Origin of the sequence: Nakamurella sp. PAMC28650 (genome assembly GCF_014303395.1) — a bacterium.
GTDB lineage: Bacteria > Actinomycetota > Actinomycetes > Mycobacteriales > Nakamurellaceae > Nakamurella.
In genome coordinates, this window is the sequence record NZ_CP060298.1 from 4,675,616 (window position 1) to 4,692,271 (window position 16,656).

The window sequence follows — 16,656 nt, forward strand, 5'->3', positions numbered from 1 at the left end:
CGCAAGGCCCGGCGAAAGGCCGGAGTGCGGCTACTCCAACCCCGCCCGGCCGAGCTCGGCGAGCTCGCGCCAGAGGTGTGCCACCGCCTCGCAGCCCTTGAGCAGGAGTGGCACAGAGGCGCTCTCGTTGGGCGCGTGGATCTGGTCGGCATCGGTCATCACACCGAGGAAGACCAGCGGGGCACCGATCACACCGGCCAGTTCGGCCTCCGGTCCCGAGCCGCCCTCCCTGGTCATCAACACCTCGTCGGTGTCGAAGGCCAACCCCAACGCCCTGCGGGTCGCAGTCGTCGCCGGGTGCGTGGTGTCCACGTACAGCGGGGCCACCCCTGAGCCCTCCCAATGGATCTCGACCTCGACGCCGGGACGGGCGGTGGCCTGGACGAAGTCGGTCACCAGCTTCTGGATGGTGGCCGGATCCTGTCGCCCGACCAGTCTGAAGGTCAGCTTGGCGTAGGCGTCCGTCGGGACGATCGTCTTGTTCCCCGGGCCGGTGTAGCCACCCCAGATCCCGTTGATCTCCGCCGTCGGACGGGCGCCGACCCGCTCGAGGGTGGTCCAGCCCGCTTCGCCGGCCGGCACCCGGGAGGCGGCCGGCCCGCTGATCCAGGCCCGCTCGTCGAACGGCAACGCCGCGGTGGCTGCCCGTTCGGCCTCGGTGGGGTCCACGACGTCGTCGTAGAAGCCGGTTACCGCCACGTGACGGTCGTCGTCGTGCAGCGCCGCCAGAATCCTGGACAATTCGGCGATCGGGTTGGGCACCGCACCGCCGAAGGACCCGGAGTGCAGGTCGATATCCGGTCCGTGCACGTGGATCTCGCCGGCGACCAGACCGCGCATGCCGATGCAGACCGACGGAGTCTCCGGTCCGAAGATCCCGGTGTCGGACACCACCACCAGATCGGCGTCGAGCTCGGATCGGTAGGCCTGCAGCAGTTCCAGGATGTGCGGCGAGCCCGATTCCTCCTCGCCCTCGACGAGCATGGTCAGATCGACCGCGGGAGCAGTGCGACCGGTGGCCGAGAGGTGTGCGGACAGCCCCAACAGGTGCATGGCGATGTTGCCCTTGTCGTCGCTGGCCCCACGGCCGTGCAGGATGCCGTCGATGATCCGCGGTTCGAACGGCGGGTGCGTCCAGCGTTCGACGCCGTCGGCCGGCTGGACGTCGTGGTGCCCGTAGACGACCACGCGTACCGCCGCAGGATCTCCGGAGGGCCAGTGGGCCAGGACGGCGGGCAGCCACGGCCCCTCGTCCAGGACCTTCACCTCCGGGAATCCCTTGGCTCGCAGTTCACCGGCCAGGAACCGGGCGCTGGCGGCGACATCGGCGTGATGGTCGGGGTCGGCGCTCACCGACGGGATGCGGACCCAGCTCTGCAGGGTCTCGAGCCACTCCTGTGCTCCGGCCGCCACGGCGGCGCGTTCGGGGGTGTTGGTGGGGGAAGGGGTCTCGACGGTCATGTCCCCCAACCTAACGCGGGCCGGTGCACGCTCAGTGGGTGGCCGTCACCTTGTTCAGGCCGGCCGGTCGGTCCGGGTCAAGTCCCAGGGCCAGCGTCGTGGCGACGGCCAGTTGCTGGCCCCTGATCACCAGCGGGATGACGGCGAGAGCCTCGCCCAGGCTCTGCGGTACCGGCAGCGCAATGGCTCCGGGGACGCCCGACCACACCGCCTCGGCACCGACACCGATCACCGGTGATCCCAGATCGGCTGCAGCTCTAGCGGTTTCGGCAACGTCATCGAGGACCGGACCGACAGCTCCGTAGGCCACCACGGCGACATCCGGGGAGGCGACGGTCAACGGCCCGTGCAGGAAATCGGCACTCGAGAAGCCCTCGTGCACCCGGCGGGAGGTTTCCTTCGACTTGAGTGCACCCTCGAGAGCGGCGCAGTAGGTCAGCCCGCGGGCCAGGTGGATGGCGGTGAGACGCGGGCGGAGCACGGCGACGGCGGCGTCGAGATTCCCGGTGTCGGCCAGCGTGCGGGCGGCAGCGCCGGCCAGTTCCTGCCACGCCCGCTCGCCTCCGGTGTACTCGTCGATGCTGCTGCCGACAGCCTCGGCGAGCAGCGTCACCAGCGCCAGCTGGCCGGTGACCGTCTTGGTCGCCGGTACCGCGAGTTCGCGGGAGGTACCCACCGCCAGGGTGACCGAGGCGGCATCCGCCAGTGGCGAATCCTCGTCGTTGGTGACGGCGACCACCATTCCACCGCCATCGGCCAGGCGGCGTGCGACGTCGACGATCTCGGGCGTCCGACCGGACTGGGACAGGGCCACCACCAGGTGATCGCGTGCATCCGGGGTGTGGTGGTACCGGGTCAGGATGCTCGGCGCGATCAAGCTCACCGGCAGTCCCGTCGCAAGCTCCAACAGGTAGCGGGCGTGCACCGCGACGTTGTCGCTCGACCCCCTGGCGATCAACGAGATACCGCGGAGCCGGCCGGGAAGTCGACTGCGGACCAGCTCGTGCAACTCGGTGCGCCGTTCGACGATCCTGGCGAGAACCTCCGGCTGCTCGGCCATCTCGGCCCGTACCTGTTCACCCGTCATGGCACACTCCCGTTCCACGTATGGTCGTGACTGCTCGTAACCTAGCAGTAACGAGCACGTCTGAACAGAAGCTGTCAGCCTTTTGCGCATCGCCGAGTGGGCTTTGCGCATCGCCGAGTGGGCTTTGCGCATCGCCGAGTGGGCTTGGCTCATCGAACGGAATGAGATCCGCAGTCAGCGCCCCCGAAAGTGCGGATGCTATTCCGGTCGACGGGGACATCCGGATCTCATTCCGGTCGACGAGGAACTGCGGATCAGAGGTCGAAGCCGAGCTTGCGGAGCTGACGGGGGTCGCGCTGCCAGTCCTTGGCCACCGTCACGTGCAGATTGAGGTACACGCGGGTGCCGAGGAGTTCCTCGATCTCCAGGCGCGCCCGGCGGCCGACCGAGGACAGCCGAGATCCCTGGTGTCCCAGCACGATCGCCTTCTGCGAATCACGCTCCACGAAGATCGTCACGTAGATGTCGGTCATGTCGGTGCGTCCCTCGCGGGGTCCCATCTCGGTGACGAGGGCGGCGAGCGAGTGCGGCAACTCCTCCCGGACGCCGTCGAGCGAGGCTTCCCGCACCAATTCGGCGATCCGCGTCTCCATGGGCTCGTCGGTGAGCTCGGCATCGGGGTAGAGGCGGGGACTCAACGGGAGCCGGGAGATCAGCAGTTCGGTCAGCAGGTCGACCTGGCTGTCCGCGACGGCCGAGACCGGGATCACCTCGTCGAAGTCCCTGACCCGGGACAGCGCGAGCAACTGCTCGGCGATCTGCTGCGGGGTGGCCTTGTCGGTCTTGGTGATGATCGCGATGACCGGCGTCTTCGGGGCCTGCTCGGCGAGCTCGGCGGCGATCCGGCGGTCCCCCGGACCGACCTTCTCGTCCGCCGGCACGCAGAACCCCACGACGTCGACGTCGCTCCAGACGCTGCGGACCAGGTCGCCCAGACGTTCACCGAGCAGCGTGCGCGGCTTGTGCATTCCCGGGGTGTCGACGACGACCAGTTGCGCGTCCGGGCGTGTGACGATCCCGCGGACGGCCCGGCGGGTGGTCTGCGGCTTGTCCGAGGTGATGGCGATCTTGCTGCCCACCAACGCATTGAGCAGGGTGGACTTGCCGGCGTTCGGCCGTCCGACGAAGCACGCGAACCCCGATCGATGGGTACCGGCAGGCAGACCGGCAGCAGCCTTGCGTGCGCCCATCACGGGGTGATCCGGGCGCGCACGACACCGGCGTCGTCGGCCAGGAGGACCACCGGTGCGGCGAACTCACGCGCAGCCGCCAACGAGTCGTCGTCGACGCCCGCTCCGCCGACCACGACGGCCGCTTCCAGCCCGGTGGCACCGGAGGCCACCGCGATGGCGACGGCGGCCTGCAACGCGGTCAACTTCAGCGACGGGAGCGCGACGCCGGCGGCGGCGTAGGTGCGACCGTCCTCGTCACGGACGGCGGCGCCCTGCGGCGATCCGGCGCGTCCCTTGGCCCCGCGGGCCAGCGTGACCAGCTTCAGGTCCTCCGAGCCCAGGCCGGAGTCTTCCGCACCGGGGCCGGCCGGATCAGTGGACGGGGGCGCGCTGGGCAGCTGCGATGTCAACGGTCGATCCTCTGCTTCTTGTCGGGCCGGTCGGTCTTGTCGCTCCGGTCGGCCCTGTCGGCACGTTCGGACCGTTCGGCACGTTCGGACCTGTCGGACCGTTCGGACCTGTCGGAGCGTTCGGCCCGGTCGCTCCGGTCGGCACGGTCCGACCGGTCCGCCTTTCCCGCACCCGTGGACGGCTGCTGGCCGACCGGGGTCTCACCCTCGAAATCGAGTTCGGGCTCCTCCTCCTGGCCCTCTCCGGACTGCGCGGCCAGCTCGGCCTCGGTCAGCCGGCGGACCAGCAGGGTCTGCACCCGGGGGCGTCCACGGCGGTCGACGCCCGCCTCGCCGACCAGCAGCAGGCCGTTGACCGTCGCCTCGGCGCCGGGCAACGCCACCCGGCCGAGCAGCTGCGCCAGCAGACCGCCGACCGTCTCCACGTCCTCGGCCGGCAGCTCGACGTCGAAGACGTCGCCGAGATCCTCGACCGGCAGCTTCGCGGACACGCGCACCAGGTCACCGTCGAGCTTCTCGATCGGGTCGGGCGACTCGACGTCGTACTCGTCGGTGATCTCGCCGACGATCTCCTCGATGATGTCCTCGATCGTCACGATCCCGGCGGTGCCGCCGTACTCGTCCACGACCACCGCGAAGTGGGTCCGGTTGCGCTGCATGTCCCGCAGCAGGGCGTCGACGTTCTTCGACTCCGGCACGAAGACCGGCGCGCGCATCACCTCACCGAGCATCGGGCCGCGTTCGCCGTTCTCCATGGACAGCGTGCGGGCGATCAGGTCCTTGATGTAGATGACGCCCAGCACGTCGTCGACGTCCTCGCCGATCACCGGGATGCGGGAGAAGCCGGAGTTGGTGGCCAGGTGGAGGGCCTGCCGCAGCGACTTGGTCTCCTCGATCCAGACCACCTCGGTGCGCGGGACCATCACCTCGCGGACGATGGTGTCGCCGAGTTCGAAGACGCTCTGCAGCATCTCGCGTTCGGTCTCCTCCACGACGCCACGATCACCGGCGATGTTGACCAGCTCCCGCAGCTCGATGTCGGAGGAGAACGGACCCTCGCGGAAGCCGCGACCCGGGGTGATCGCGTTGCCGATCAGGATCAGCAGCGACGCCACCGGCGACAGCACGCGGCCGATCGCCCTGGTGGCGCCGGCCGCGGCGAGACCGACGGCGTAGGGATGCTGACGGCCGAGGGTGCGGGGCAGCACCCCGACCGCCACGTAGGAGACCAGCAGCATGACCAGGACGATGAGCACACCGACCCAGAACTGAAAACCCCAGGTGCTCAGAGCGACCGCGGCGACCAGCACGGTGGCCGTCAGCTCGGCGCCCACCCGCAGGAGCAGCAGCAGATTGGTGTAGCGGGGCTTGTCACCGACGATCTCAAGGAGCGAGCCGGCCCCGCGCCGACCCTCACGCTGCATCTCGTCGACACGCGCGGCCGACACCATCGTGATCGCGGCATCGGCGGCGGCGAACAACCCGGCGATCGGAATCAGGGCTGCGGCCAGGATCAGCAGGACGATGTCCAGAGCGTCCACCAGCTCAGCTCAACTCCGACCGGTGCTGGCGTCCGCGCCGGCGACCGGCTCGGCGTTCGCCGCCGGATCCACTTCCACCGCGGCCACGACGTCCAGGACCGCGGAGTCGACGGCGGCGAGCCTGGCCTGGTAGGCCTCGCGCTCCCGCTCGTCACGCCAGTCGTCCAGCAGCTCGTTCTGGAGCTGGAACATCTTGCGTTCGTCGGCCGGCTCGGCGTGGTCGTAGCCGAGCAGGTGCAGGATGCCGTGCACGGTCAGCAGGTGCAGTTCGTCGTCCAGCGAGTGGCCGGCCTGCACCGCCTGCTCGACGGCCACGGCCGGGCACAGGACGACGTCACCCAACAGGGCCGGACCGGGTCCGGCCTCGTCAGGTCGGCGGGCCGTGTCGAGCTCGTCCATCGGAAAGCTCATCACGTCGGTCGGACCTGGCTCGTCCATCCACTTGACGTGCAGTTCGGTCATCGCGTCGACGTCCATCAGCAGGATGGACAGCTCGGCCAGCGAGTTGATCCCCATCCGGCCGAGGGCGAACCGGGACACCGACACCAACGCGAGCTCGTCGACCCCGACGCCCGACTCGTTGGCGATCTCGATGCTCATCGGCCGCCGCCGCGGCGGGAGTTGTAGCCCAGCCGGCGGTCCTGGTGATCTGGCGCCGATTCGGCGTTCAGCTCGTCCCATCGCGAGTAGGCGTCGACGATGTCTCCGACCAGCCGGTGCCGGACCACGTCGGCGGAGGTCAGCAGCGAGAACGACACGTCGTCGACCCCCTTGAGGATGTCCCGGACGACGCGGAGGCCCGACGGTTGCCCACCGGGGAGGTCGATCTGCGTGACGTCACCGGTGATGACCATCTTCGAGCCGAACCCGAGCCTGGTCAGGAACATCTTCATCTGCTCGGCCGTGGTGTTCTGCGCCTCGTCCAGGATGATGTAGGCGTCGTTGAGGGTGCGCCCACGCATGTACGCCAGCGGAGCGACCTCGATGGTGCCGGCCGCCATCAGCCGCGGGATCGATTCAGGGTCGAGCATGTCGTGCAGCGCGTCGTACAGGGGCCGCAGGTAGGGGTCGATCTTGTCCGACAACGAGCCGGGCAGGTAGCCGAGCCGCTCCCCCGCCTCCACCGCCGGCCGGGTCAGGATGATCCGGGTGACCTGCTTGGCCTGCAGCGACTGCACCGCTTTGGCCATCGCGAGATAGGTCTTGCCGGTACCGGCGGGGCCGATACCGAAGGTGATGGTGTTCTCGTCGATGGCGTCGACGTAGCGCTTCTGGTTCAGCGTCTTGGGCCGTATGACCCGTCCGCGACGGGAGACGATGTTGAGCCCGAGCACCTGTGACGGCGATTCGCCCGTGGGGTTCCCGGTGTTCGCAGCGTCGGTCAGCATGCCGATCGTGCGGCGGACCGCATCGGGGGTGATCACCGATCCGGATTCCTGCAGGGTCAGCAGTTCACGGAGGACGTGCTCTGCGAACGCCACGTCGCCGTCCGGCCCGCGCAGGGTGATGCGGTTGCCGCGGACGTGGATGTCGGCCACCAGATGCTCTTCGAGGAGCCGTAGTAGCAGGTCGCGCGGGCCGAGCAGCCCGACCATCGCCTTCTCGTCGGCCACCACCAGGGTGAATTCGGCTGATGACGGTGCCTTGACCTGATTGCGGGACGAGCCTCCTCGGCCGGCAGCAGGGTCGGGTGTCGACGGTGCTGCAGTGGGGGTTTCCGGCACTAGGAGCGCTGCCTGCCTTCGTTTCTGGACGGTCGATTCTGGTCTCGACGTCTCATCCTAGAGATTCTATCGCCGGTGCCGCCAGCGCGATTCAGCTCTGCGCTGATCATCTTCTCGTCGAGCACCGATCTGTCGTCGATTCCGGCCGTCAGCCGATGGCAGGCGACCGTCAGACCATCTGCAGCAGCGAGTCCCGGCAGATGGCCCAGGCCTCGTGTGCCGGGTCCACCAGTTCCATGTGTCCGACGCCGGGCAGCACGACCAACCGGGCCGGATCGCCGGCCGCCAGCGCGGCGTCGACATAGCGCTGGGACTGCGAGAGCGGGACCGACTCGTCGGCGTCGCCGTGCACGCACACCACCCTGGCCCCGTCGCCGACGTGCTCCAGTGGCGAGGAGTGGTGGTAGCGCTGCGGCACCGACCGGGAGGCCCCCTGCATCAGGTCGTCGACCGCGCCGTTGCCGAGGTGCTCGTCCGATCCGCCGATCAGATCGAGCACGCCGGCCTGCGACACGGCCCCGATGATCGGGACGAACTCCGACGCGGCCGTGATCGATCCGGCCGTCCCCGACCGCAGCGACTCCCGGTGGGTGAGCCACGTGGCGAGCTGACCGCCAGCCGAATGTCCAACCGCCGCAACACGATCCAAGCGCAAGCGGCCCTGCGCGACGTACTGCCCGGCGGTGGCGAGGTGGTCGACCGCACGCGCGACATCGGCCATCGTGGTGGGCCAGCCTCCCCCGCCCCCGACCCGGCGGTATTCCACGGCCGCGGCCGCGACGCCGAACTTGGCCAGGTCGGCGGCCAGCGGCTCGGCCAGCTCGATCCCGAACTTGGACCTCCAGAATCCCCCGTGCACGACCACCACGACCGGCAGGTGGTCACCGACCGGCAGGTGCATCCGGACGAACTGGCTCGGGTGCGAGCCGTAGCGGTACTCCTGGATCGTCGTCATCGCGCTCCCTCCTGTTCGTCCCAACGATGGCAGAGCACGCCGAGAGCGCCGAGGGCGACGGCCGCAGCGGTCGAGGTCCGCAGCACTTCTCGTCCCAACCGGACGACCTGCGCTCCTGCCGCCCGGAATGCTGTCAGTTCCTCCGGCGTCACGCCACCCTCGGGGCCGACCACCAGCACCAGGTCACCGTCGGTCGGCAGTTCGGCCCGGCTGATCGGAACCGAGCCGGCCTCGTGCAGCACGAGCGCGCCGGCGGACGCGGTGATCAATTCGGCCACGGTGGCGGTCGAGGCCAATGGCGAGACCGTCGGCACCGTCGAACGTCTGGACTGCTTGGCCGCCTCGCGGGCGACACCCTGCCAGCGGATCACACCCTTCTGGGCCTTGTCCCCGGAGGACCATCTGGCCACGCACCGACCGGCGGACCAGGGCACCAACGCGTCGACGCCGGCCTCGGTGGCGAGGTCGACGGCCAGATCGCTCCGCTCGCCCTTGGGCAACGCCTGGACCAGCGTGACCCGGACCGCCGGTTGCGGGACGACGACGGCCGTCCCGACGGACAGGTCGACGGTCCCGCGGCCGACCGCGGTCACCGTCGCGGGCGAGATCCGGCCGGAACCGTCTGTCAGGACCAGTATCTCGCCGGTGCGCAGGCGCCGGACGACGGAGGCGTGACGACCCTCCGGTCCGTCAAGGACGAAACGGCCGACCGCCGGCAGGGTGTCGACGAGGAAGTACGGAGCGCCGGCGAGGTCTGCCGGGCTCACCTGCCCACGAAGGAATCGCGGATGCGGGAGAACAGCCCGCCGTGACCGCGGGTCGCCAGTTCGGGCTGCTCCTCGCCGCGCAGGGTGGCCAACTCGCGCAGGAGATCTGCCTGCCGCCCTTCCACCCTGGTCGGCGTGACCACCTCGAGGTGCACGTGCAGGTTGCCGGAACCGCTGCCGCGCAGGCGGGGCATGCCCTGGTTCCGCAGCGTGGTCACCGTGCCGGACTGGGTGCCGGGCTGGATGTCGAGGTCCTCGACCGACTGCAGGGTCTGCAGGGCCATCGACGTGCCGAGTGCGGCCGCCGTCATCGGCAGGTGCACGGTGCAGTGCAGGTCGATGCCGTCGCGGGTGAACTTCTCGTGCTGCAGTTCGCGCACCTCGACGTAGAGGTCGCCCGGTGCTCCGCCGCCGGGGCCGACCTCGCCCTGACCGGACAGGCGCACCCGGATGCCGTCACCCACGCCGGCCGGGATGTTGGCGCGGACGGTCCGGCGGGTGCGCACCCGGCCGTCACCGTTGCACTGCAGGCAGGGTTCGGGGATGACCTCGCCGTAGCCGCGGCAGACGGGGCAGGGCCGGGAGGTGATGACCTGCCCGAGCAGCGACCGCTGGACCTGCTGGATCTCGCCGGCACCCTTGCAGGTGTCACAGGTTTCCGGGTGGGTGCCCTCGGCGCAGCCAGAGCCGTGGCAGACCGAGCACAGCGTGGCCGTGTCGACGGCGAGGTCCTTGGCGATGCCGGTGGCGCACTCCTCGAGGGTCAGCTCGACCGGGATCAGCGCGTCGTCGCCCTGGCGGACCCTGGACCGGGGGCCGCGCGACCGCTGGCCACCACCGCCGAAGAAGGCGTCCATGATGTCGCCCAGACCGACGCCGGCTCCACCGAAGGGGTCTCCACCCGCACCGGCGCCACCACCGCCGCCGGGCGACAACGGATCACCACCGAGGTCGACCACCTGCCGCTTGGCCGGATCGGACAGCACCTCGTAGACCGCGGTGACCTCCTTGAACTTCTGCTGCGCCGCCTCGTCGGGATTGACGTCGGGGTGCAGTTCGCGGGCCAGCTTGCGGTAGGCGCGCTTGATCTCGTCGGCGGAGGCATTCCTGGCCACGCCGAGCAGGCCGTAATAGTCCCGTGCCACCTGGTGAACTCCTGTTTCGTGTTATTTCTGCAGCATTGTGCAGGTGCCTCGGGCACCGCCGCGAGGCTCTGGTCGGCCAGCGCCCCACGCCGATGTCCATGTCTATCTACCGGCCACGGTCTCGCCGACGTAACGTGCGACGGCCCGCACCGCGGCCATCGTGCCCGGGTAGTCCATCCTGGTGGGGCCGACCACGGCCAGCCCGCCCATCAGCATGTCGCCGCTCCCGTACCCGGCCGACACCAGCGCCGACGTGGAGAGGTTCGCGTCGTCGTTCTCCTGGCCTATCGAGACCATCACGGCGTCCGGCGACTCCAGGACGGCGAGCAGCTTCAGCAGGGTGACCTGCTCGTCGAGGGCTTCCAGGACCCCGCGCAGGCTGCCCGGCTGATCGGCCCACGCACCGGTGGCGTGCGAGGTGCCGGAGAGGACGAGCCGCCCCTCCGGATGCTCGACGAGGGCGTCCAGCAGGGCGGAGACCGTCGTCGTCACCGCGTCCTTCATCCCCGGCTCGGCCAGGTCGACGAGCTCGCGCAGGCCCTCGGCGGCGTCGGCGAAGCGGCGGCCGGTGATCGTCGTGGCCAGCATCGACTTGAGGGCGGAGACCGATTCGTCGGAGATGGCCTCCTCGACCTCGACCACCCGCTGCTCGACCCGCCCGGTGTCGGTGATCACGACCAGCAGCAGACGGCTGGTTCCCAGCAGGACCACCTCGACGTGGCGGACCACGGATCTGGTCAGGTTCGGATACTGCACCACCGCCACCTGACGCGTCAGCTGGGCGAGCAGACGGACCGACCGCCGTAGCACGTCGTCGAGGTCGACACCGGCCGAGAGGAAACCCTGGATGGCCTTCCTCTCACCGACCGACAACGGCTTGACCTGCGACAACCGATCGACGAACAGTCGGTAGCCCATGTCGGTGGGAATCCGGCCGGCAGAGGTGTGCGGCTGGGCGATGTAGCCCTCGTCCTCCAGCACGGCCATGTCGTTGCGGATGGTGGCCGGCGAGACCCGCAGATGGTGACGGTCGACCAGGGCCCGTGAACCGACCGGTTCGTGGGTGGCCACGTAGTCGGCGACGATGGCGCGCAGTACCTCGAACCGCCTGTCCTCGGCTGACATCTCGTCACCTCCCAGCGTTGTCCTCATCGGAGCACGAATTGGCACTCACCGGGGCCGTCTGCCAAGTGTAAGCGTCCGGTGAGCCGCGGACCGTTACCCTTGGGGCGTTGTTCGCCCGAAGCGTTCCTCTCCCACGGGAACCACCGCACTCGTCATGATCGGAGGAACGGCGATGATCTTCAAGGACGTGCGCGACGGTCGTCCGTACCCCGATCACGGTTTCTCGATGCGCGACTGGGCCAAGATCCCGCCACGGCAGATCCGGCTGGACGAGCTGGTCACGACCAAGCGCGAACTGCGGCTGGACACCCTGCTGGACGAGGACTCCACGTTCTACGGCGACCTGTTCCCGCACGCGGTCTACTGGGCCGGCGAGGTCTTCCTCGAGGACGGCCTGCACCGGGCCCTCCGCGCCGCCCTGCAGCAGCGGACCGTCATCCACGTGCGCGTGCTGAACCTCGAGGACCTCCGGGGTGCCGGCATCTAGCTTCCCTGCCCCAGACCCCCGTCGGCCCCGTCGAGCGCCGTCGGCCCCGTCGAGCGGATACTTAAAGCGGGCAAATCAGACATAATCCGACCATAGCTATCCGCTCGATGTGGGTGGGTGGGTGGGATCAGTCGAGCAGGCGGATCGCGATGCCGTCGGCCAGCAGCCGCCCGCGCCGGGTGAGCACGGCGGTCCCCCCGGCCAGTGGCCTCTGCTGCAGCAGCCCCTCGGACGCGGCGGACGCGGCCTCGGTCCGGCCGGCCGTCGTCAGCAGGTCCAGCGGCAGACCCTCGGACAGCCGGAGCCTCAGCAGGATGTCCTCGGTGCGCCGGGCGTCGTCGTCGAGCACCTCCCGCGCGTAGCCGGGCGAGCGCCCCTCCTGCAATGCGGTGGCGTAGGCGTGCGGATGCTTGACGTTCCACCAGCGAACCCCTCCCACGTGGGAGTGCGCCCCCGGTCCGATCCCCCACCAGTCGTCGCCCCGCCAGTAGGCGAGGTTGTGCCGGCACCGCGCGGCATCGCCGCGCGCCCAGTTCGACACCTCGTACCAGTCGAGGCCGGCGCCGGTCAGGAGCCGATCGGCGATCAGGTACCGGTCGGCCAGGACGTCCTCGGCGGGCATCGGGAGCTTCCCCGTCCGGACCGCCCTGGCCATCCTGGTGCCGGGTTCGACGATCAGCGAGTACGCGGACACGTGGTCGACGCCGGCGCCGACGGCCGCCTCCAGCGAGTCGGTGAACTGCTCGTCGGTCTCGCCGGGGGTGCCGTAGATCAGGTCCAGGTTCACGTGTTCGAAGCCTGCCCGACGGGCCCATCCGACGACCTCGAGCGGCCGCCCGGGGGTGTGCGTGCGCTCGAGGACCCGGAGCAGCCCGGGGTCCGTCGACTGCATGCCGAGGGAGAGCCTGGTGTAGCCGGCGGCCCGCAGTCCGTCCAGCAGTGCGGCATCGGTGGACTCGGGGTTGGCCTCGGTGGTGACCTCGACATCGCCGGCCAGGCCTAGCTTCTCGTCGATCCGGCGGAGCAGCGCACCCAGCCGCTGCGCCCCCATCAACGACGGGGTGCCTCCTCCGACGAACACCGTCGAGACCGGGCGGTCGTCACCATGACGACGCAGCACCGTTGCTGCCAGGTCGATCTCGGCCAGCGCAGCGGTGAACCACGAGTCCGGCGATGCGGTGGTTCCGAGTTCGCCGGCGGTGTAGGTGTTGAAATCGCAGTAGCCGCAGCGGGTCGCGCAGAACGGGACGTGCAGATAGATCGACAGCGTGCGCCGGGCCGAATCGGCGTAGGCCTGGTCGGGCAGGGAGCCGTCGGCAGGAACCGGCTCGCCCTCGGGGAGGGTGGAGGGCACGTCGTCGTCAGCGCCAGATCGAGTAGGCCAGCGCGACGACCAACAGGGCGAGCAGGGCGATGCTCATCCAACGCCGGCTGACGGCGGGCAGTGGACGGCTCACGACGACGACTCCGCGCGGTCCAGCGCCGGCGGGACGACCTGGTCGGTCGGGACGCCCTGACGGATGGACGCCGCCGCGGCCCTGCGCATCTCCCGACGGGTGTGCGGCCACAGGAGCCGCTCGACGATGCGGTCGACGAGGCCTGCCACCAACCAGACCAGCGGGATCAGCACGGCCAGGAGAACGGGGACCTGCACCCAGTAGGAGACGCCCGCCATCCAGGATTCGACGGCGTCGACCCCGTCCAGCACGTCTGACCAACTCACCCGACCCACCTTGCCACACCGCCCCGGCCGGTGACCGGTCGCGACGAGGGACGTGGACTCAGGCGGTGGTGCGGGACACCACCTCGAACTCCAGCAGGGAGGCCCCGGTGGCGACCGGCGGACGGGACCCCTCCGAGGGAGGCCCGGCGTGAGCGCCCTGCGATCGGGTCGCCGACCACTCCTGATAGGCCTCCTCGGTGGCCCACCGGGTGTAGACGAAGTAGCGGGACTCGCCGGCGATGGGCCGCAACAGGCAGAACTCCTCGAACCCCGGAGATCCCTCGACCGCGCCGAGCCGGGCCGCGAACCTCTTCTCCAGTTCCGGGCCGGCACCCTCGGGCAGTTCGATGGCATTGATCTTCACGACGGACATGGTCGTCAGCGTAGGGGCCCGAGCAGGGCCGCTATCAACACCCGGTCGATGGTGGTGAAGAACCTCACCACCGCCGGTGCCACCACCAGGACCGTCGCACCGACGGCGGCCAGCACCAGCATCCGGGGCCAGGTGTCGACGAAATAGTCCGGCCACCACTGCATTCCGCTATGACGGGACCCGTCGGCGGCACTCTGGTAAGGCAGGTAGTGCTGCCACAGACCGTAGGACAGGCCACCGAGACCCGCGGCATAGAAGCCGATGGCGCACGCGAACGTCATCGGTGCGAGGACGACCTTCACGCAGTGGTAGCTCACCGCGCGCCAGCAACCCGGATCCCCGAGCACGGAGGTCAGCGCGCCGACCGGCCCGGGGCGCCGGCGCCGGATGGGGTCCGGCGGAGGGACCGGGAGACCCAGCAGCACGCCGGCGAGCATCCGCTGCAGGTGTCCGCCGGCCCGGGCGACCAGCAGGCCCAGACCCAGCAGCGGCACCCCGACATAGATCACCGCCAGCCCGACGCCCACCGACAACAGCGTCATCGTCAGGACGAAGAAGACGATCGTCGGCGCGAGATCGACCACGGCGTAGACCAACTCGCCCCAGGACGCCGGGGAGAACACTCCCCCTGACCGCCGCCGGATGACCACCCGGTCGGCTACCGGAGGACTGCCGGACCGGTCGAACCAGTCGGACCGGTCGGGGTTGATCTCGTCGTACGTGGGTGTCGTCATGCCGTGATCGTGCTGCGTCCGCACCGCCGCCGACATGGGCATGGACCACCGGTGTTCGGGGGCCTACACCCCCGGCGTCACTTCTTCTCCTTGCCCGTCGGGGCGTCGGTGGACAGCGCGGCGATGAAGGCTTCCTGGGGCACTTCGACCCGGCCGACCATCTTCATCCGCTTCTTGCCCTCCTTCTGCTTCTCGAGCAGCTTGCGCTTGCGGGTGATGTCACCGCCGTAGCACTTGGCCAGGACGTCCTTGCGCATCGCCCGGATGGTCTCGCGGGCGATCACCCGCGACCCGACGGCCGCCTGGATCGGCACCTCGAACTGCTGCCGCGGGATCAGCTCGCGCAGCTTGGCCGTCATGGACACGCCGTAGGCGTAGGCGGACTCGCGGTGCAGGATGGCCGAGAACGCGTCCACCGGTTCACCCTGCAGCAGGATGTCGACCTTGACCAGGTCCGACGGCTGCATCCCGGCCTCCTCGTAGTCCAGGGAGGCGTAACCACGGGTCTTGGACTTCAGCGCGTCGAAGAAGTCGAAGATGATCTCGCCGAGCGGCATGGTGTACCGCAACTCCACCCGCGTCTCCGAGAGGTAGTCCATCCCGCCGAGCACCCCGCGCCTGGACTGGCACAGCTCCATGATCGGGCCGATGTACTCGCTGGGCGAGATGATCGTGCACTTGACGATCGGCTCGACCGTCTCCTTGATCTTGCCCTCGGGCCAGTCGCTGGGGTTCGTCACGGTATGCACGGAGTTGTCCTCCATGGTGATCTCGTAGACGACGTTGGGGGCCGTGGAGATGAGGTCGAGGTTGAATTCCCGCTCCAGTCGGTCGCGGGTGATCTCCAGGTGCAGCAGCCCGAGATAGCCGCAGCGGTAACCGAAACCGAGTGCGGCCGAGGACTCCGGTTCGTACGTCAGGGCGGCGTCGTTGAGGCGGAGCTTGTCCAGCGCGTCGCGCAGCAGCGGATAGTCGGCGCCGTCCAGCGGGTACAGGCCCGAGTAGACCATCGGCCGTGGATCGCGGTACCCGCCCAGCGCCTCGGTCGCGCCCCGGAGGGCGGAGGTGACGGTGTCCCCCACCTTCGAGAGCCGCACATCCTTCACCCCGGTGATCAGGTAGCCGACCTCGCCGACGCCCAGACCCCTGGTCGGGATCGGTTCGGGGGAGATGATGCCGACCTCCAGCAGCTCGTGGACGGCCCTGGTGGACATCATCTGGATGCGCTCGCGGGGGTTGATCTGGCCGTCGATCACCCGGATGTAGGTGATCACGCCGCGGTAGATGTCGTAGACCGAGTCGAAGATCATCGCCCGGGCCGGGCCGTCGGCGTTGCCGACCGGATGTGGGATCTCCGCGACGACCCGATCCAGCAGTTCCTTGACGCCGGCCCCGGTCTTGCCCGACACGCGGAGCACGTCATCCGGCGAACCGCCGATGATGTGCGCGATCTCGTCGGCGAACCGTTCCGGCTGCGCCGACGGCAGATCGATCTTGTTCAGCACCGGGATGACGGTGAGATTGTTCTCCAGCGCCAGGTACAGGTTGGCCAGCGTCTGGGCCTCGATCCCCTGGGCGGCGTCGACCAGCAGCACGGCGCCCTCGCAGGCGGCCAGCGAGCGGGAGACCTCATAGGTGAAGTCGACGTGTCCCGGCGTGTCGATCATGTGCAGGACGTGGTCCTGCATCTTGCCCTCGGCGTCCTCGACGGCCCACGGCAGCCGGATGCTCTGCGACTTGATGGTGATGCCGCGCTCGCGCTCGATGTCCATCCGGTCCAGGTACTGGGCCCGCATCTGCCGTCCGTCGACGACCCCGGTCAGCTGCAGCATTCGATCGGCCAGGGTGGACTTCCCGTGGTCGATGTGCGCGATGATGCTGAAGTTCCGGATCAACTCCGGCGGGGTGAACGTGGTGCGGTGGGCGTGGGAAACCTGGGTCACGAGGGTCTT

17 protein-coding genes are annotated in these 16,656 nt (G+C 69.5%); 1 reads left to right on the top strand and 16 read right to left on the bottom strand.

Annotated elements, in window-relative coordinates; genetic code table 11:
* Positions 1-30 precede the first annotated feature (30 nt).
* The 11 genes from H7F38_RS21250 to hrcA all read right to left on the bottom strand — a co-directional run bounded on the left by H7F38_RS21250 (position 31) and on the right by hrcA (position 11,387).
* Positions 31-1,461 carry a M20/M25/M40 family metallo-hydrolase gene (locus H7F38_RS21250; protein WP_187091648.1) on the bottom strand — a complete coding sequence of 477 codons (1,431 nt, stop codon included), beginning with the start codon at positions 1,459-1,461 and terminating at the stop codon, positions 31-33.
* 31 nt (positions 1,462-1,492) lie between these two features.
* Positions 1,493-2,548 (bottom strand): SIS domain-containing protein, encoded by a 1,056-nt coding sequence (locus H7F38_RS21255; protein ID WP_187091649.1) that lies wholly within the window; start codon positions 2,546-2,548, stop codon positions 1,493-1,495.
* A gap of 254 nt (positions 2,549-2,802) precedes the next feature.
* Positions 2,803-3,738 (bottom strand): GTPase Era, encoded by a 936-nt coding sequence (gene era / locus H7F38_RS21260; protein WP_187091650.1) that lies wholly within the window; start codon positions 3,736-3,738, stop codon positions 2,803-2,805.
* On the bottom strand, positions 3,738-4,118 hold the full coding sequence (locus tag H7F38_RS21265) for a cytidine deaminase (protein ID WP_370531401.1): 381 nt from the start codon (positions 4,116-4,118) through the stop codon (positions 3,738-3,740). The genes era and H7F38_RS21265 overlap by 1 nt, the downstream gene beginning before the upstream one ends.
* Positions 4,119-4,126: 8 nt before the next feature.
* Entirely contained in the window at positions 4,127-5,671 is a 1,545-nt protein-coding gene (locus H7F38_RS21270) for a hemolysin family protein (protein ID WP_187091651.1), read from the bottom strand.
* Between the two features lie 9 nt (positions 5,672-5,680).
* Positions 5,681-6,271 (bottom strand): rRNA maturation RNase YbeY, encoded by a 591-nt coding sequence (ybeY, locus tag H7F38_RS21275; protein ID WP_187091652.1) that lies wholly within the window; start codon positions 6,269-6,271, stop codon positions 5,681-5,683.
* The gene (locus H7F38_RS21280; protein ID WP_187094877.1) at positions 6,268-7,266 is read right to left on the bottom strand and encodes a PhoH family protein; all 999 of its coding nucleotides are present in this window, start codon (positions 7,264-7,266) and stop codon (positions 6,268-6,270) included. The genes ybeY and H7F38_RS21280 overlap by 4 nt, the downstream gene beginning before the upstream one ends.
* Before the next feature lie 298 nt (positions 7,267-7,564).
* Entirely contained in the window at positions 7,565-8,350 is a 786-nt protein-coding gene (locus H7F38_RS21285; RefSeq protein WP_187091653.1) for a S9 family peptidase, read from the bottom strand.
* Positions 8,347-9,117: a 16S rRNA (uracil(1498)-N(3))-methyltransferase gene (locus H7F38_RS21290; protein ID WP_187091654.1), complete on the bottom strand. Its 771-nt coding sequence runs from the start codon at positions 9,115-9,117 to the stop codon at positions 8,347-8,349. Before H7F38_RS21290 ends, H7F38_RS21285 begins: the two co-directional genes overlap by 4 nt.
* Positions 9,114-10,262 (bottom strand): molecular chaperone DnaJ, encoded by a 1,149-nt coding sequence (gene dnaJ, locus H7F38_RS21295; protein WP_187091655.1) that lies wholly within the window; start codon positions 10,260-10,262, stop codon positions 9,114-9,116. The genes H7F38_RS21290 and dnaJ overlap by 4 nt, the downstream gene beginning before the upstream one ends.
* 102 nt (positions 10,263-10,364) lie before the next feature.
* On the bottom strand, positions 10,365-11,387 hold the full coding sequence (gene hrcA / locus H7F38_RS21300; RefSeq protein ID WP_187091656.1) for a heat-inducible transcriptional repressor HrcA: 1,023 nt from the start codon (positions 11,385-11,387) through the stop codon (positions 10,365-10,367).
* A 172-nt stretch (positions 11,388-11,559) separates the two neighbouring features.
* Here hrcA and H7F38_RS21305 point away from each other — a divergent pair, with 172 nt between their 5' ends.
* Entirely contained in the window at positions 11,560-11,874 is a 315-nt protein-coding gene (locus H7F38_RS21305; RefSeq protein WP_187094878.1) for a type II toxin-antitoxin system VapB family antitoxin, read from the top strand.
* Between the two features lie 127 nt (positions 11,875-12,001).
* Here H7F38_RS21305 and hemW read toward each other — a convergent pair whose 3' ends face one another.
* From hemW to lepA, 5 genes are all read right to left on the bottom strand, one after another.
* On the bottom strand, positions 12,002-13,228 hold the full coding sequence (hemW, locus tag H7F38_RS21310) for a radical SAM family heme chaperone HemW (protein WP_187091657.1): 1,227 nt from the start codon (positions 13,226-13,228) through the stop codon (positions 12,002-12,004).
* Between the two features lie 99 nt (positions 13,229-13,327).
* Positions 13,328-13,597, bottom strand: coding sequence for a hypothetical protein (locus H7F38_RS21315; RefSeq protein WP_187091658.1), 270 nt, complete (start codon positions 13,595-13,597; stop codon positions 13,328-13,330).
* 58 nt (positions 13,598-13,655) lie between these two features.
* Positions 13,656-13,970 (bottom strand): antibiotic biosynthesis monooxygenase, encoded by a 315-nt coding sequence (locus H7F38_RS21320; protein WP_187091659.1) that lies wholly within the window; start codon positions 13,968-13,970, stop codon positions 13,656-13,658.
* A gap of 5 nt (positions 13,971-13,975) precedes the next feature.
* Complete coding sequence (locus H7F38_RS21325; protein ID WP_187091660.1) at positions 13,976-14,704, bottom strand: sensor domain-containing protein; 729 nt, start codon at positions 14,702-14,704, stop codon at positions 13,976-13,978.
* Between the two features lie 77 nt (positions 14,705-14,781).
* A complete protein-coding gene (gene lepA, locus H7F38_RS21330; protein ID WP_187091661.1) occupies positions 14,782-16,647 on the bottom strand; it encodes a translation elongation factor 4 in 1,866 nt (621 codons plus the stop codon).
* Positions 16,648-16,656: the final 9 nt, after the last annotated feature.

What these genes read in the sequence shown, in the direction of transcription:
- H7F38_RS21250 (WP_187091648.1), bottom strand. Translation starts at nt 1,461, where the DNA reads ATGACCGTCGAGACCCCTTCCCCCACCAACACCCCCGAACGCGCCGCC.
- H7F38_RS21255 (WP_187091649.1), bottom strand. Translation starts at nt 2,548, where the DNA reads ATGACGGGTGAACAGGTACGGGCCGAGATGGCCGAGCAGCCGGAGGTT.
- era (WP_187091650.1), bottom strand. Translation starts at nt 3,738, where the DNA reads ATGGGCGCACGCAAGGCTGCTGCCGGTCTGCCTGCCGGTACCCATCGA.
- ybeY (WP_187091652.1), bottom strand. Translation starts at nt 6,271, where the DNA reads ATGAGCATCGAGATCGCCAACGAGTCGGGCGTCGGGGTCGACGAGCTC.
- H7F38_RS21280 (WP_187094877.1), bottom strand. Translation starts at nt 7,266, where the DNA reads ATGGTCGGGCTGCTCGGCCCGCGCGACCTGCTACTACGGCTCCTCGAA.
- H7F38_RS21285 (WP_187091653.1), bottom strand. Translation starts at nt 8,350, where the DNA reads ATGACGACGATCCAGGAGTACCGCTACGGCTCGCACCCGAGCCAGTTC.
- hrcA (WP_187091656.1), bottom strand. Translation starts at nt 11,387, where the DNA reads ATGTCAGCCGAGGACAGGCGGTTCGAGGTACTGCGCGCCATCGTCGCC.
- H7F38_RS21305 (WP_187094878.1), top strand. Translation starts at nt 11,560, where the DNA reads ATGATCTTCAAGGACGTGCGCGACGGTCGTCCGTACCCCGATCACGGT.
- H7F38_RS21320 (WP_187091659.1), bottom strand. Translation starts at nt 13,970, where the DNA reads ATGTCCGTCGTGAAGATCAATGCCATCGAACTGCCCGAGGGTGCCGGC.
- H7F38_RS21325 (WP_187091660.1), bottom strand. Translation starts at nt 14,704, where the DNA reads ATGACGACACCCACGTACGACGAGATCAACCCCGACCGGTCCGACTGG.